Origin of the sequence: Anabaena sp. CCY 9402-a (assembly GCF_963920945.1) — a bacterium.
Classification (GTDB): Bacteria; Cyanobacteriota; Cyanobacteriia; order Cyanobacteriales; family Nostocaceae; genus Trichormus; species Trichormus minutissimus.
This window is the reverse complement of record NZ_CAWUDL010000027.1, coordinates 35,499-50,181: the sequence shown is the minus strand read 5'-3', so window position 1 is coordinate 50,181 and position 14,683 is coordinate 35,499. Positions and strand designations below refer to the sequence as shown.

The following is a 14,683-nucleotide window of genomic DNA, read 5'->3' as shown; positions in this document are numbered from 1 at the left end:
AGCGTCAGCTTTTTCGTAGGGAAGCGATCGCTTCCCTACGTTAGCAATGAAGTGAGAAGGGTAGAGAGATTTTTTTGACAGATGCTCGACTCCGTGTAAAATTATACGCAATGAAATAAACACAGACAGCTAAGATAGTTTCTTATGTCCATTATTGCGCTCAGAGCATGGTATCTCCAGGATTATGAGCCGATTTCAGAACTGGAAAAGCGTCTGCCAGACATTCGCCTCAGTAAAAAAAGCCTGCTGAGATCGGCGTTGCGTGCAGATTTTTTAGAAGATAGTGACGAAGTTAAAAAATCTACTTGGTTTAACCGCTATCTAGAGGGAGAAAACATAGAATTTTATGTTGAAGGTAGTGGTGGCTATTGTGTCGCTAACATTGACTTGATTAGCCATGAAATTTATTTTACCAAGCAGACGCTATTAGCGCAGTTAGAACCAACAATTTTTTTCTCCTATCAAATTGAGTATGCCGCAGCCAGTGATGCGCTGAAAGAGGGATTGCGGAAAAGTTTAGAAACTTTAAACTTGCGATCGCGCCTCCCCCTGACACTGGTAGAATCATATCGTCCTAGGAATGCACCAATCCGACTCAACCGCACAGTGATGCGAAAAATCCGGAGAAGTTTGTTGTTTATTGCTGACACTACACCAATTGCTAGCATGGATGGTGAAGAAACTCAGCAATTAATTCCTAGTTCTAATGTGTGCGTAGAAGTTGGCTATGCGATTCAAAGCAAGCGTTCTGAACAAATCTTGCTAGCACAGATGCAACGATCAGATATGGAAGGACAATTTCCTTTTGATTTACCTACCCAGCAAATTGTACAATTTCAAGATATTGACGAACTAAATAAAATCCTTACCAAGTCAATGGAAACTCAACTGGCAAGATTTAAGTTGTTTTTTTGAATAATTGCACAGGTTTATTTTGCAGTTCAGTCGCAATTAGTTTTACCCGTTCCACTACATCAATCATGTATTTATAATCGGGTATTTGTCCATTAGGGACATAGCCAACTTCTTGCGCTAAAACACCAGGAAACTCACTCATGACTTTGCGGATATATTCCTGGCGATTACGTTCTACAGTGGGGCTAATTAAAACTACCCCTGGAGGGACGTAGTGAGGATCTGTGTAGAGGACACGCAAATCGGTTTGGCTGATTGGGGAACTGTAGAGATTCAATTCTGCCATTGAAATCGCACCAGCCACCGCTTTCCCTTCCACTACCCACTCTAGAAGCGTTTTAGGAGTGGGTGCAAACATGATTTCTGCTAGTGTTAAGCCGTAAAGATTATAAAGCGGTAAATAATATCCTGTAGCTGAACCTGGTTGACCTAAAGCTACGGTTTTACCCTGTAACTGCTTTAAATCGTTGATGGGGTTATCTTTACGAACCACGAATATTGAGCGTAAATTAGTCACACCCACCAAAGGAAAAATCGGTACATATTGAGAGCGTGCGATCGCCACTGCGGCTAAACCTGGAGGTGCAAACACCAAAGACCAAGCCTGAGCCTCTAAACGCTCAATCGCTTTATTTTCATTAAAAGTAGGCTCTAATTGAATACTCGCTTTGGTTTTCTCTGCTAAGTAACGATTGAATTTTGCATATTGGTTAATTATTTCTGCTCCTCCATCATAATCAATCACACCAATGGTTAACTTACCTTGAGAAGTTGGTGCTGACGAGCATCTAGCAACTGTAAACCCTAGTAAATTTAAAAGAAATAAACGCCGTGAAAATCTCCACACCATCACTATTTATGTTTAAATAATTTGTTGTTAGAACCGCTTAGAGATTAAGCCTGGTTAAAATCATACCTAAGTTATGAACCAGAAAAAATTTAACATTTGTTTACTTGAGTTAGTTATATTATGACCGACAATCTGATAAAATATGTTATTCTTCTAAAGATTTTATATTTAAATTGACATAAGAAAAACAACCGCTATAAAAAAGACAAAATAAGATAAAAACCTCTGTCTGCATAGCTCCTGATTGATTTAAAATATCAATATTTAAGCGTAATTAAATATAAATCATGTTAAATAACTTAAAAATAGGTACTAAATTCAACTTACTTTTAATATTAGTTTTCATAGCCAGCATTTGCCTCAGTGGTGCTATCTTATCTAGCGTGTTACAACGAAGAGCGCAAAATGAAGTCAGTTCCCAAGCACTGATTTTAATGAAAACCATGAATTCCGTAAGAACTTATACACAAAATAGAATAAATCCTTTATTAGCTCCTCAGCTAGAAACAGCAACAGCATTTATCCCAGAAACAGTACCAGCTTTTTCTGCCACAGAAGTCTTTGAAAATTTTCGCCAAACTGAAGGAAATGAAAATTTTCTCTATAAAGAAGCCACACTTAATCCTACCAACTTGAGAGATAAAGCCGATAGTTTTGAAACTCAACTTGTAGAGCGTTTTCGTAGAGAATCCAAGATTAAAGAAATTGTCGGCTTTCGCTCATTACCTGAAGGCGATGTATTTTATATTGCGCGTCCCCTAGCAATTACACAACAGACTTGTTTGCGATGTCATTCCACACCAGAACTAGCTCCTAAAAGCCAGTTGACAACCTATGGGACAAAAAATGGTTTTGGATGGAAACTGAATGAAATTGTTGCGGCTCAAATAATTTCTGTCCCCTCCAAAGAAATCTTTAATTATGCCCAAAGTAGTTGGTCGTTGATTATGGGATTGTTAATTGCTATTTTTACTGTGGTGCTGCTTTTAATTAATTTTCTAATCAAAAAAACTGTTATTCAGAGAATTAAAAATATAGAAAGAATTGCTCAAAAAGTTAGCACTGGCGATATGAGTGCTGATTTTGATGAAGGCTCAAAAGATGAAATTGGTGGTTTAGCAGCAGCATTTAATCGTATGAAATCTAGTTTAAAAATAGCGATGGATATGCTTAATAGTCAATAGTAGAGAGACGTAGCTCTACTTTCCAGACAGTAACCGTTGTTGGAATTGTAAAGCTTTTTGAGAGTCTGGAATGCTAGCCGCTAAAATTTTCACGAACTCTGTCCGAGAAATGGACACAGCAGCTAATTTAAGAGCTTTCTGCACTAGAAAAACACCCATTGGGCCAATTAAATCTACCAATTCGCGCTCACATTCACGTACAAAACTTTCACTGATTGTTGAGTTGATGGTGGGAGGCGTAATGCTTGGCGATGTCTGAGAGGAATTTTCTGGCTGAGGACTAGTAGATTCTTCTAGTAACAGCGACATTACCTTTTGCTGAAACTTAGCGCGTTGATTTTCTGTGAGATGTAGAGACAAATTATCTATGAGTTCTTGGTAACTGGGTGCTGATGCTGCCAGTCTTAATAATGTCTTAGCTACAGGGCCAACTAATTCTAGCAGCATCTTTTCCAGGCGATCGCTCTTTTCTGCCGACAACATAGAACCAGTTTGATTACTAACTGCCTGTTGTTGAGATGATGTATTTGGGATCTGTAATGTCAAAATTGATGGTGTCTGAGTTAATTGAGTTTCCGCTTCCGGATGAAAATTCTGTTGAAGAGCTTCTAAAACCTCTATTGCGGACTGATAACGTTGTTTGAAGTTGTTTAGCACCATCTTTGATATCACAGATGCTAAAGTAGGACTCACCATTGCCCGATATTGCCAGAGAATTTCTCCTGTGTGGGGGTCTTCTTCAAATTCCCTGGGATGTAGTCCTGTGAGTGCTTGGATACAAATTACACCCAAAGAATAAATATCACTGTTGGAGTGCGGTTTTCCTCGCCCCTGTTCTATAGACATATATCCTGGTGTACCAATAGCCACAGTCATCTCTGTTTGTCCAGGGGTGGTAATCATTTGCGTGTGGACTTGTTTAACCGCGCCAAAATCAATCAGCACCAATTTACTATCATGAAAACGTCTGATAATATTTTCCGGCTTAATATCTCGATGGATGACGTTGTAACTATGAATAAATGTGAGGATATTTAATATCTGCTGCAACAGGAAGATAACTTTGTCCTCCGTCCATCTTTGACCAGATGTGATTTCAGCTTTGAGAGAATTTCCCTCAATATACTCTTGCACCAAAAAGAACTCTTGCTTTTCTTCAAAATATGCTAAAAGCCGAGGAATTTGCTCATGATGACCGAGTTTTTCCAGAGTTTCTGCTTCACTGGTGAATAACCTTCTGGCAGTTTCCAGAAATTCGGGGTTATGAGTGACAGGACGAAAGTGCTTGACAACACATCTAGGATAGCCTGGACGCTGGGTGTCTAGCGCAATATAAGTTTGACCGAATCCTCCTCCCCCTAAGATTTGGAGGACTTGATAACGACTAGCTAGTAAGTTTCCTAACATTTTATGACTTGTCTAAGTCCTCACTCTCATATTGACATAATCACCAATGTACGGAGAAATTATTCAGAAAACCTATACTGCTGCAATACTTTACGGTCAAAAATGCTTGGGAACTGATGAAAGCATTGAGCGTCTAGAGGGAAAGTAAAAGTGAAGAGTGAGTGATTAAGCTGCTCTTGCTCCCGTATGCTTACCCTTTTCATTCTGGCGTATCTTGGTTAACAATAGGTTGAACATTTTTCATAAAGATTCAATCTTATGCCTAGAACCCCAAATGAATACGCCGTCTACCTCTTACTAGAAAGTGGTCATCGAGAAGAAGTCAGGTTTCCTACTATCCAAGAATTTCAAAAGTGGTATAGTGGCGAACTTGTACCCAAATCTGCTTCTAGTGATTTCATTAGCGTACCAATCAAAAATATTCAAGGGGAGTATATGGTCTTGCGTCCATCCCGGATTGTGGCAATTCGGGTAGAACCTGTGTTTAGTTCTAGTGTTGAAAGATTTAACTAATGATGAGAAAAACCCTTGCTTTGCTTTCCTTGAGTCTGGGAATTGCCTTTATAAACCCAATTGCTGTTGCTCAGGTAATTATTAATGTACCGCCACCCAATTCCTCTACTTCTGAGTTACAACCACCAGTCAAGCCAAGCACTCCTGAGATTGAACAACCCCTCAAATTAGTACAGGTCGGTAATTGTACTGCCCAAAATACTTGCTTGGGTTGGGATGAGCAAATTTTGGGTAGCAGGGGTAAACCAGGCGATCGCCAAGCACTTTTAGCATCAATTGATCACAGCCTACGTTATCTAAACACGAATACGGCACAACGTATATATCAAAATTATCCCGTCCAGGGGATTACCCTAGATCGGGTGCGTCGAAGTTTGCTGCGGTTTCGTCAATTAGTCGTTAATTCCAAATCTACAGCCCAACTACAAGCCGCAGTCCAGCGAGAGTTTGCTTTTTACCAGTCTGTAGGCAACGATGGCCAAGGTAGTGTCAAGTTTACCTCCTACTACCAGCCTGTTTATAATGCCAGCAGAGTTAGAACTTCAGCATATAAATATCCCCTTTATCGACTACCGCCTAATTTTGACAAATGGCCGACACCCCACCCCACACGCCTGCAATTGGAAGGTAAAAATGGGTTACTGGGAAATAAAAGCAAGTTGCGCGGTTTAGAATTGCTCTGGTTTCGCGATCGCCTCGATGCCTACATGATACATATTCAAGGTTCTGCTCAAATTCAGTTAGCTGATGGCACAAGAACTTCTATCGGCTATGCAGGCGCAACCGATTATCCTTGGACGAGTATCGGGGGAGAATTAGCCAAAGATGGTAAATTGCCATTATCAGGCTTGACAATGCCCAAAATGATCAGCTTTTTCAAAGCACAACCCCAGGAATTAAATAACTATCTACCGCGTTGGGAACGGTTTGTTTTCTTCCAGGAAGCGAAGGGTAGACCAGCTACAGGCAGTATAAATGTCCCAGTGACTGCCGAACGTTCTATTGCTACAGACAAGTCTTTAATGCCTCCAGGCGCACTAGCACTAGTTCAGACTTCGCTACCTTATCCGGCTACTGGTGGCAAGCTAGAGTATCGTCGAGTTAGTCGTTTTGTACTGGATCAAGATACAGGTAGTGCCATCAAAGGCCCAGGCAGAGTAGATTATTTTATGGGAACTGGTAAACTAGCAGGCGATCGCGCCGGTGTTACAGGCGGCAATGGATCACTATATTATTTACTCCTGAAATAATTGAGCAATTCAATGAGTGGATTTTAGATTTTGGATTGGGTTTCCATCTAAAATCCAAAATCTAAAACTCCCAGTCCCCAGTCCCCAATCCCTAATATGGCGGATAACCAAAATCATCTTCATCAGGATAAACATAAGAACTAGAAACCGCAGCCACTGCCATTTTTGGTGTTTCTGTTCTCACGGGTTCTTTTGCAAAATCTTTGTGATCTTCAAAGGCTTTACAAATAATTGCTGATTCTGGTGAATCTGAAGCAATCAAGTAATTAGTTAAAGTTCCCACTGTAGGATGTTCATAATCGACAGTGGAAGCTACCAAAACAGTATTTGGTTCAATTCCTCTTTCTTCACACTCGATAATGGGACAAAAGATGCCGTGAGCATGGAATAGAGAACCTTTTGGTGTAATTGGCTGCTTACGGAATAAAGCATAAGCTCTTTCTAATTCCGCCACAAAACCACTAACTACTTTACCCTGTTGAAAATCGCAATAAGTTTTACTAAAACTTGCTCCTGCTACCCCGTTAAGAGTTAATTGTAGTGGTGATTCATGTAAGAAGTTTTTATTTTCACCTACTAAGAAAATCAGGTAACGAGTGAAGGTTTTAAATTTTAATTTATCTGCTAAAAACGCGTCATAATTATCTTTGAGTGTCCCCAGTTTTATGCCAGTTTCTCTATCTTTAACCGACAAAGGCCCCCGACGCACTATGACTATGCGGGGAGTCGCCGTCATAAAAACTGTTTCTACCCCAGAACTAAATTCGTGTTCTACTTGCTGCCAATTATCATCAGGCTGAAAACCCACAGCCTGGGCGTTATCCAGTTTAATAGCTAAACCGTGGGATTGTACTCCATCAGCACCATACCGAGGATTTATCATCTGACACCAGGGGATGACTTGAGAAGGCGGTGCGTTGAATTTTTCATCCTCAAAGTCGAACTTAGCAGATGCTTTCATCGTTTTAGGCACGGTGGTACTTTACTATACAAGTTTATCAATAAGTTGCTGATGAGCAAACAGGCGTACTGTTTTTCCAGATTAAAGCAGAATCAATCTTTGTTGCAATCCCTGTTTTCTTTTTTAACAACTCCTCACCAGTGTGAGGTTGAGGGAATTGTGATTTTTCATGATTTTACGGGAAGCGATCGCAAAACGGCTAGCTGAAGTTCAATTTAGGGTAAAGTGTAATTTTCTTATCTCCACTACCAGCAGCTAATTTCTGACCATCGGGACTAAAAGCTACGGTATAAACTGCATCGTCAGCACCTTGATAGGTACAAATTTCTGTACCTGTGGCTACCTGCCATAACTTTACCGTCTTATCTTTACTACCACTAGCTAATATTTTGCCATTTGGATGAAAAGCTACAGAACAAACATCATTGTTATGGCCTGTTAATGTACGAATTGCTTCACCAGTATTCATATCCCATAACTTAATTTTTTTATTTTGGCTACCACTAGCTAGAATTTTCCCATCGGGGCTGAAAGTTAGAGAATTAATATTGGCAAACCAATCATCATCTGTATTAATAGTTTGGACTTTTTTTTGATTTAAATACCAAAGTTTAATATTTTTATCTTTACTACCACTAGCTAGAATTTTCCCATTTGGACTAAATACAACACATAATACATCATCAGAAAATCCCTGGAATGAATATAATTCTTTTCTTTTCTCTAATGACCAAATTTTTACATTCTTATCTTGGCTACCACTAGCTAAAACTTTTCCGTCAGGACTGAAAGCAACAGAATAAACTTTCTCTTCATGTCCTGTAAAGGTTAAAATTTCCTGACCTGTTTCTACATCCCATAACTTAATAGTTTTATCATCGCTACCACTGGCTACTGTTTTCCCATCTGGACTGAAAGCTACTGTATTGACACTTCCAAACCATGAAGATTCGCCATGTCCCTTCAGGGTGTAAGATTCTTGATTAGTTAATAATTGCCAAATTTTGACTGTTTTATCCTCACTAGCACTTGCTAACAACTTTCCATCAGCACTAAAGCTAACTGAAAGAATCTTATTGGAATGACCTTTGAGAATTTGCACAGGTACTAGATTTTGTATATTTTTAGGAGAAAAATTTTCCATCCGATAATGTAAGTGCCGTATAAAAATTACAACCATATTACTTAGAAAAGTATTATATAAGAATCTGATTTAATTTTTTAAATAATCTTGGAGGACTAAAGTCCTCACTACAAACTCATCAAAATTTAATGGGATGAATCACTATCTGACAAAGTTTGACGGGTTGTCTTTTGACAAATTGGCAAATCTCACTTAAATTGCCCCATAAAATTAAGTAGCCTTCCCAATAAGTAGGGAAAGGAGTATAGGAAAGATAAGCAAGAGAGTTACTCATGCCCAATGCCCATTCACTAATGATCTCCTTCAGTACCCATTACCACATATGCTAGATTTATCACTCATCACTATTCTGGGTTTTCTGGGTAGCTTTGGGCATTGCTTCGGGATGTGCGGGCCGCTAACGGTGGCGTTTTCCCTGTCTAGTCACCAGTCAAATGCACAGAAAACCTCTTCAGCAGGGGTATTAACTTTAGAAAAATCCTCTAATACTTGGCAGCAACAATTAACATTCCATGTGTTGCTAAATCTAGGACGAATGTTAAGTTACGGCTTAGTTGGTGCTGGTATTGGGGCTTTGGGTTCGGTACTTTTACAAGGTGGACAGTTGGCGGGTGTGGGTAGTGACTTCCGCCGTGTAATGGCAATCATTACTGGTGTGATGCTGATTTGGTTTGGTTTAGGGCAAATTACACCCAACTTACTTCCCCACATTCCCCTCCTGCATCCTTTCTTAAAAGGTGGCTTACATAATCGGCTGAGTTCCGCAATGATGCAGCTATCTTTACAACGGCGATGGTGGACACCGATAACTTTGGGCATGACTTGGGGTTTAATGCCTTGTGGTTTTTTGTATGCAGCCCAAATTAAAGCGGCGGAGACTGGTAGTTTATGGCTGGGTATGGCCACTATGTTGGCCTTTGGCTTAGGAACAATGCCTACCATGCTGGGTGTCGGTGTATCTACTGCCTTGGTGAGTCAAGATAGGCGTAGTCAGTTATTTCGTTTAGGTGGTTGGGTAACACTGACTATTGGCGCAATTACCTTGCTGCGGACTGGTGACACGATGGTAGATTATACCGGACACGCGGCGTTATTCTGTCTGATACTGGCGTTAATTGCTCGCCCCATTAGTAAATTGTGGGCATCTCCTTTACGCTATCGTCGCGCTTTGGGAGTGGGGGCTTTTATTTTAGCTGTAGTGCATACCACCCATATGATTGAACATTCCTTGCAATGGAATTTGGCTGCCTTTTGGTTTTTACCGCCAGAGTTTCAACTAGGGATGGGTGCTGGTGCTGTAGGATTGGTATTAATGACCCCCGTCGCACTCACCAGTTGGGAATCATTGCAGAAATCTTGGGGTAAAAGCTGGCGAAAAATTCATTTATTGAGTGTACCTGCTTTGCTCCTGAGTGTGATTCATGCGGTGTTGATTGGTTCTCATTACTTGGGTTCTTCACAATTAACTTGGGGGAATAAACTAGCAACACTGCTATTGGGACTGATCAGTCTGGGTGTATTGCTAGTGCGATCGCACTTTTTTTGGTCAAAGTTAACTGTAGAAAAGTTTTATGTCCCACCAAGTAAATCACGGTAAAGCTATCACCTCTGTTTCTGTTTTGAGTTGCTTAATGCTGGGGTTAACTAACTTTCATCCAGCTTTAGCTCACAAGGTACAAGTAGCAGCAGATGTTGGTGCGACACTCCACATTGAACCGAATGATACACCCCGTGCTGGAGAAACTACACAAGCTTGGTTTGCCTTGACGCGCAAAGGTGGTAAAGCTATTCCCCTGGCACAATGTAATTGTCAATTAGCAGTATATGCTGAACCCCACATTCCCGGAGAACCGGCACTGCTAGAGCCATCCTTACAACCAGTCAACGCCGAACGCTTTCAAGGCATCCCAGGCGCAGATATTACCTTCCCCAAACCAGGAATTTATCAGTTACAGCTAACAGGAAAACCCAAATCTGGGGAAACTTTCCAATCGTTTAAGTTTAGCTTTAATGTGACTGTGGCGATTGGTTCTAGTAGTGCATCAAAACAGGTACAAAGCCAACAATCCATCAATGATGTTGTCGCCGAGAATAAATTATCATCATTTCCAGTATGGGCGATCGCTATCCCAGCTTTAGCAGTTGGCGGTGTATTATTTATGTTTTTGCAAAAGAACAAAGGAAGTGGTAAATGGTGAGTGCTGTTAGCAACAATGCGGCGTTGAGCAGCGTGCTGAGTGCTGAACCTCCCACTAGCGAAAAAAATTCATACTTCATAATTCGTGAAAAAAATATTCTTGACTTCCTTGAAGAGTTGATATTTTGTAGCTTTCAATCTTCACAGATTAAATAAAACCTTCTGCCCTCTGCCCTCGTACTTCTGCCTTCTTTAAATTTAATCTTGTCTCTCTGGAGTTAGATAAATCTAGCACATTGGTTGGGAAATAAATGTGACTTACGCTAGAGGAAAAGTTAGTTTTTAGCAACTAACATGAGTAACTGTTGGTCAAATTTAGTAATTGAACTAAAACCACGAAAATAGCACACAAATCACTGCTTATTTAGATGTAGTAAATAAGTGAGTAAGCTTGTTATTAGTTAAAAGGAGGAATTGGTGAACAGTCTAATATCTTTAGGGAAAAAACTGCGACTGCGCCAAGTTTTTTCTGTATTTTTGGCTGGACTATTGTTAATCTTTAGCACTGCTTGTAGTCAAGCCAATCCCCAAGGTGCGAATCCTCAAAATCCTGCTGTACAAGCTGGCGGTGCTAATAATCCTTATAAAAATGGTGGAGACAAATATACCAAATATAGAATGTCTACAGATCCGAAAATCACTAACACAAAGACCCGTAAAGAAAATGACCAAGCTAGCCTACAAAGCAACGCACAGATATTGATTGCTACTAATAGAGAATCCGAATTACTCTATCCTGGTGCAGAAACACCAACTGGAAGAGTTTTAAAAGAAGGGGAATTGCCAATCATTACTGAAAAAGACTACCAACAGCCAAAACCAGGTGGTTTAATTCAGCGTGAGCCAGATGTAGGAACTCGCATTCAAAAACGGATTGGAACTGTCCAAGAAAATGTGAAAGAAGCTTCTGGTTTTTTCAAAGAAAAAGCAGATGAAGCCAGTGCAAGACCTGAGTTACAAAAAAATTCCGCAGTTGGTAGATAACATTATTTGCCTTTTCCCATCATCAAAATTTCATTTTGGTGAACGTTTATATCGACTTACAAAATTCCAGGAGTACCCCTATGAAAAGAGTCATTCATTGGCTAAAAAATCTTCGTCCCTTAAAAGTCTTCACAGCCTTCTTAGCAGGAGTTTTTCTCTTAACAGCACAGGCTTGTAACCGTCCAGGAATAGCAGCACAACCATCACAGCCCGCCGGTCAAGCTCCTAATGTAGAGAGATACGACCCCACAAAAAGTTATCCTCTCAATCCACCTCAAGGTGGGATGAACAACTTTAGTGATATAGATCCCAGAGCCAGAGCCGAGGAGAAAGCAGCAGAAGCCAAAGCTAAAGCTTTGCGAGACATGGCTAAAAGAAATGTCGAACAAAAAGGCGTTGATAGCACAGAACAATATGTCCGCAATTATCGCCAAGGCACATCTTTAGGTGAAAGAGTAAAGAACCTAGGTGAAGATGTGGGTAGTTCTGCTGAAGAAGTGCGTGAAGGCGTTGCTAAAGGAACTCAGCGTGGATTGGAAAATATCAGAGAAAACACCCAAAATGCTACTGAAGACTTAGTAAAAAATGTTCAGCGTGGAGCAACAGATACAGGGAAAAGCATTCAGCGACAAGCTGAAGATACAGCTGATGCAGTGAATAGAACAATTAGATAAGCTAGATTTATCTAGTTTTGGAGATTGGTAATAGGGCATTGGGCATGAAAAATTGTCCAAAGTTCAAAAATTTAGAACCCCGGTTTTTTCAAAAAACCGGGGTTCTGTGATCATCAACTCTCTTGATTTTCACCTTTTCTCAAGAATGAACCGTCTTTCCAATTATGTAGAACTAGTTGGTGAACTTCTCGCCAGGGAAGATTGTATTTACGAGCTAATTCCGCACAATCTTCATATTCTGGCTGGATATTGGCAATACGTTGATCTGTTGATTGTCCTTGCCATGCAACTTTAATTCTTACTGTGCCATATTTCGTTTCTACTTGTTGGATTTCCCGTTGTAATATGGCGCGTTGTTGGGTAGTGCGACGGATGCCTAAAGTGGTGGTTTCGCGGAATATAACTGCTTCACAAGCAAGTAGTTTTTCTGGATGACAAATAACAGTTAGTAAAATCCCTGGACGAGATTTTTTCATGCCTATAGGTTGGGTAAAGACATCCACTGCACCAGCCTCAAACAAAGCCTCAAATACATAACCTATAGCCTGGGGGTTTAAGTCATCAATTTGAGTTTCTAGTACCGAAATGGTTTCTAACGTTGGGCTGGTTTCCCCAGAATCTATGAAATTTGGCTGTAAACTGGCACTTTCACCCAGCCACAGGCGTAGTATATTGGGAATAGGGAGATTGATTGTACCAGATCCTAATCCGATCTGTTTGATGGTGATTGGTGGCGGTGCGCCAAACTCTTTAACTAAGGTAGTAGCGATCGCAGCTCCTGTTGGTGTCACTAGTTCCCGATCAATCCCATTACTATAAACAGGACAACTCCGCATTTCCCATAACTTCAAAACTGCTGGTACTGGTACTGCCATTTGCCCATGCGCTGCCCGCACAGTACCCCCACCCGTAGGAAATGCTGAACAATAGAGTAAAGGGAATCCGGCTGCATCGCTAGCAATATCTAACCAATCCAATCCCAAACAAGTGCCAACAATGTCTACAATTGCATCCACAGCACCCACTTCATGAAAATGCACTTTCTCAGGAGCAATCCCATGTACCGCCCCTTCCGCGATCGCTAATTGTCGAAATACAGCCAAACTCCAAGCCTGGGACCGTGATGGCAACCCAGCGTGGAGAATCATTTGCTCGATTTCTGGCAGATGACGACCATGATGGTGTTCATGGTAATGGTGATGGTGGTCATGATGATGCTCAACTAAATCCACATGGACTTTTGTCGCCTGCTGACCATTTTTTTGTACCAGTTCCGCCCTTAACTTATATTCCTGATAAATACCCAAGTTATTGAGTTTTTCCGTTAAATACTCTAGGGGGACTCCCAGACTCACCAAAGCTCCCAAGCACATATCACCGGAAATCCCAGCCGGACATTGAAGATAAGCAATTTTGTTCATAAGCCAATAGTTATCAGTTATCAGTTATCAGTTACCAGTTACCAGTCACTTGATAACTGTTCACAGTTTACTGATTTAACTCCCTTGTCTTCATTTTGACTTTTGGCTTTTGACTTACCCTCCGGGTTAGCCGCTTTAGCGTCTATGACTTCACGGCGGTACTAGTCCCCTGTCCCCTATCACCTAATATATGAAGCAATTGCTTGTGTATGTAAATATGTGCAACGCTTAAGTTTACAGAACCTCTCTCGAAGAATTGATCCCTTCCTACTAGGGACATCACTATATAGGGCATCCATTTTATTATCTATGCCCAAAGCCCAATGCCCCATACCTAATACTTAACCGCAACCCAACATTTTATGGCAAAAATTATCGCTGTCCATCCGGAGAATCCACAAACTCGGAGAATAGAGGAAATAAGGTCTGCGCTTTCTAGTGGCGCAGTTATGCTATATCCAACTGATACAGTTTATGCGATCGGTTGTGATTTAAATGTCAAATCTGCGGTGGAAAAAGTCCGAAAAATTAAGCAGCTAGCAAATGATAAACCACTGACGTTTTTATGTCCTTCACTGTCAAATGTAACTACTTACTCCTTTGTCAGTGACACAGCCTATCGGATTATGAAACGACTAATACCAGGAACTTATACATTTTTGCTACCTGCAACCAAACTAGTACCAAAACTGGTACAAAGTCCTAAACGTAAGACCACAGGTATTCGTGTACCCGATCATAGCGTATGTTTAGCATTATTAGAAGCTCTAGGAAACCCGATTATTTCGACTTCGGCACATTTACCACCTGATGAGATAGATGATGGCAAATTTACACTAGATTCAGAATTAAGATTGTCACGCGTGGAGCTATTTGATCGTTTGGATAAATTAGTAGATGTGATTGTAGATACCGATCAAGAACCAACATATGAAGTATCTACCATCGTAGATTTAACGGGAGATGAACCCATGATTACGAGGCGGGGATTAGGTTGGGAAGCAGTAGCTGCATGGGTTTGACAATTGAACTTCACAGGCTTCCTCGCCAATTTCGGAATTATGTCAGAAAAATACTCCAGTTTCCCTATCGTCATAGGTACAAGGATTGGGAGCGGATAGAACAGGATGGCAGTGATGGAGACATATTAAGCTTTTTAGCTATTTTGAGGGCAAAGCAAATA

14 protein-coding genes are annotated in these 14,683 nt (G+C 40.7%); 9 read left to right on the top strand and 5 right to left on the bottom strand.

Translation table 11 applies throughout. The features are described from left to right. Window positions 1–144 precede the first annotated feature (144 nt). On the top strand, window positions 145–915 hold the full coding sequence (locus ACM0OR_RS12215; protein WP_414576406.1) for a hypothetical protein: 771 nt from the start codon (window positions 145–147) through the stop codon (window positions 913–915). Here ACM0OR_RS12215 and ACM0OR_RS12210 read toward each other — a convergent pair. Beyond that, the gene (locus tag ACM0OR_RS12210) at window positions 899–1,765 is read right to left on the bottom strand and encodes a phosphate/phosphite/phosphonate ABC transporter substrate-binding protein (RefSeq protein WP_414576405.1); all 867 of its coding nucleotides are present in this window, start codon (window positions 1,763–1,765) and stop codon (window positions 899–901) included. The genes ACM0OR_RS12215 and ACM0OR_RS12210 overlap by 17 nt on opposite strands. A gap of 287 nt (window positions 1,766–2,052) precedes the next feature. On the opposite strand from ACM0OR_RS12210, the gene ACM0OR_RS12205 reads away from it, so the two are divergent. Further along, window positions 2,053–2,949 (top strand): c-type heme family protein, encoded by an 897-nt coding sequence (locus ACM0OR_RS12205; protein ID WP_414576404.1) that lies wholly within the window; start codon window positions 2,053–2,055, stop codon window positions 2,947–2,949. Between the two features lie 15 nt (window positions 2,950–2,964). On the opposite strand, the gene ACM0OR_RS12200 is transcribed toward ACM0OR_RS12205, so the two are convergent. Beyond that, complete coding sequence (locus tag ACM0OR_RS12200) at window positions 2,965–4,356, bottom strand: protein kinase domain-containing protein (protein WP_414576403.1); 1,392 nt, start codon at window positions 4,354–4,356, stop codon at window positions 2,965–2,967. A 258-nt stretch (window positions 4,357–4,614) separates the two neighbouring features. Between ACM0OR_RS12200 and ACM0OR_RS12195 the strand changes: the two genes are divergently transcribed. Then, entirely contained in the window at window positions 4,615–4,869 is a 255-nt protein-coding gene (locus ACM0OR_RS12195; protein WP_190703351.1) for a hypothetical protein, read from the top strand. Then, entirely contained in the window at window positions 4,869–6,119 is a 1,251-nt protein-coding gene (locus ACM0OR_RS12190; RefSeq protein ID WP_323266493.1) for a murein transglycosylase A, read from the top strand. Before ACM0OR_RS12195 ends, ACM0OR_RS12190 begins: the two co-directional genes overlap by 1 nt. A gap of 91 nt (window positions 6,120–6,210) precedes the next feature. On the opposite strand, the gene ACM0OR_RS12185 is transcribed toward ACM0OR_RS12190, so the two are convergent. Both ACM0OR_RS12185 and ACM0OR_RS12180 read right to left on the bottom strand, forming a co-directional pair. Continuing rightward, entirely contained in the window at window positions 6,211–7,080 is an 870-nt protein-coding gene (locus ACM0OR_RS12185; protein ID WP_414576402.1) for a DUF5895 domain-containing protein, read from the bottom strand. Window positions 7,081–7,279: 199 nt separating this feature from the next. Further along, the gene (locus tag ACM0OR_RS12180; RefSeq protein WP_414576401.1) at window positions 7,280–8,260 is read right to left on the bottom strand and encodes a WD40 repeat domain-containing protein; all 981 of its coding nucleotides are present in this window, start codon (window positions 8,258–8,260) and stop codon (window positions 7,280–7,282) included. A gap of 286 nt (window positions 8,261–8,546) precedes the next feature. Between ACM0OR_RS12180 and ACM0OR_RS12175 the strand changes: the two genes are divergently transcribed. From ACM0OR_RS12175 to ACM0OR_RS12160, 4 genes are all read left to right on the top strand, one after another. After that, entirely contained in the window at window positions 8,547–9,821 is a 1,275-nt protein-coding gene (locus ACM0OR_RS12175) for a sulfite exporter TauE/SafE family protein (protein ID WP_414576400.1), read from the top strand. Continuing rightward, the gene (locus tag ACM0OR_RS12170) at window positions 9,796–10,422 is read left to right on the top strand and encodes a hypothetical protein (RefSeq protein WP_414576399.1); all 627 of its coding nucleotides are present in this window, start codon (window positions 9,796–9,798) and stop codon (window positions 10,420–10,422) included. Before ACM0OR_RS12175 ends, ACM0OR_RS12170 begins: the two co-directional genes overlap by 26 nt. A 416-nt stretch (window positions 10,423–10,838) precedes the next feature. Further along, window positions 10,839–11,405 (top strand): DUF6658 family protein, encoded by a 567-nt coding sequence (locus tag ACM0OR_RS12165; protein WP_414576398.1) that lies wholly within the window; start codon window positions 10,839–10,841, stop codon window positions 11,403–11,405. Window positions 11,406–11,485: 80 nt separating this feature from the next. Then, window positions 11,486–12,079, top strand: coding sequence for a hypothetical protein (locus ACM0OR_RS12160; RefSeq protein WP_414576397.1), 594 nt, complete (start codon window positions 11,486–11,488; stop codon window positions 12,077–12,079). Between the two features lie 113 nt (window positions 12,080–12,192). On the opposite strand, the gene larC is transcribed toward ACM0OR_RS12160, so the two are convergent. Continuing rightward, window positions 12,193–13,500, bottom strand: a complete 1,308-nt coding sequence (larC, locus tag ACM0OR_RS12155; RefSeq protein WP_414576396.1) for a nickel pincer cofactor biosynthesis protein LarC — start codon at window positions 13,498–13,500, stop codon at window positions 12,193–12,195. Between the two features lie 362 nt (window positions 13,501–13,862). Here larC and ACM0OR_RS12150 point away from each other — a divergent pair, with 362 nt between their 5' ends. Beyond that, the gene (locus ACM0OR_RS12150) at window positions 13,863–14,522 is read left to right on the top strand and encodes an L-threonylcarbamoyladenylate synthase (protein WP_323266500.1); all 660 of its coding nucleotides are present in this window, start codon (window positions 13,863–13,865) and stop codon (window positions 14,520–14,522) included. Window positions 14,523–14,683: the final 161 nt, after the last annotated feature.

What these genes read in the sequence shown, in the direction of transcription:
- ACM0OR_RS12215 (WP_414576406.1), top strand. Translation starts at nt 145, where the DNA reads ATGTCCATTATTGCGCTCAGAGCATGGTATCTCCAGGATTATGAGCCG.
- ACM0OR_RS12210 (WP_414576405.1), bottom strand. Translation starts at nt 1,765, where the DNA reads ATGGTGTGGAGATTTTCACGGCGTTTATTTCTTTTAAATTTACTAGGG.
- ACM0OR_RS12205 (WP_414576404.1), top strand. Translation starts at nt 2,053, where the DNA reads ATGTTAAATAACTTAAAAATAGGTACTAAATTCAACTTACTTTTAATA.
- ACM0OR_RS12200 (WP_414576403.1), bottom strand. Translation starts at nt 4,356, where the DNA reads ATGTTAGGAAACTTACTAGCTAGTCGTTATCAAGTCCTCCAAATCTTA.
- ACM0OR_RS12195 (WP_190703351.1), top strand. Translation starts at nt 4,615, where the DNA reads ATGCCTAGAACCCCAAATGAATACGCCGTCTACCTCTTACTAGAAAGT.
- ACM0OR_RS12190 (WP_323266493.1), top strand. Translation starts at nt 4,869, where the DNA reads ATGATGAGAAAAACCCTTGCTTTGCTTTCCTTGAGTCTGGGAATTGCC.
- ACM0OR_RS12185 (WP_414576402.1), bottom strand. Translation starts at nt 7,080, where the DNA reads ATGAAAGCATCTGCTAAGTTCGACTTTGAGGATGAAAAATTCAACGCA.
- ACM0OR_RS12180 (WP_414576401.1), bottom strand. Translation starts at nt 8,260, where the DNA reads ATGGTTGTAATTTTTATACGGCACTTACATTATCGGATGGAAAATTTT.
- ACM0OR_RS12175 (WP_414576400.1), top strand. Translation starts at nt 8,547, where the DNA reads ATGCTAGATTTATCACTCATCACTATTCTGGGTTTTCTGGGTAGCTTT.
- ACM0OR_RS12170 (WP_414576399.1), top strand. Translation starts at nt 9,796, where the DNA reads ATGTCCCACCAAGTAAATCACGGTAAAGCTATCACCTCTGTTTCTGTT.
- ACM0OR_RS12160 (WP_414576397.1), top strand. Translation starts at nt 11,486, where the DNA reads ATGAAAAGAGTCATTCATTGGCTAAAAAATCTTCGTCCCTTAAAAGTC.
- larC (WP_414576396.1), bottom strand. Translation starts at nt 13,500, where the DNA reads ATGAACAAAATTGCTTATCTTCAATGTCCGGCTGGGATTTCCGGTGAT.
- ACM0OR_RS12150 (WP_323266500.1), top strand. Translation starts at nt 13,863, where the DNA reads ATGGCAAAAATTATCGCTGTCCATCCGGAGAATCCACAAACTCGGAGA.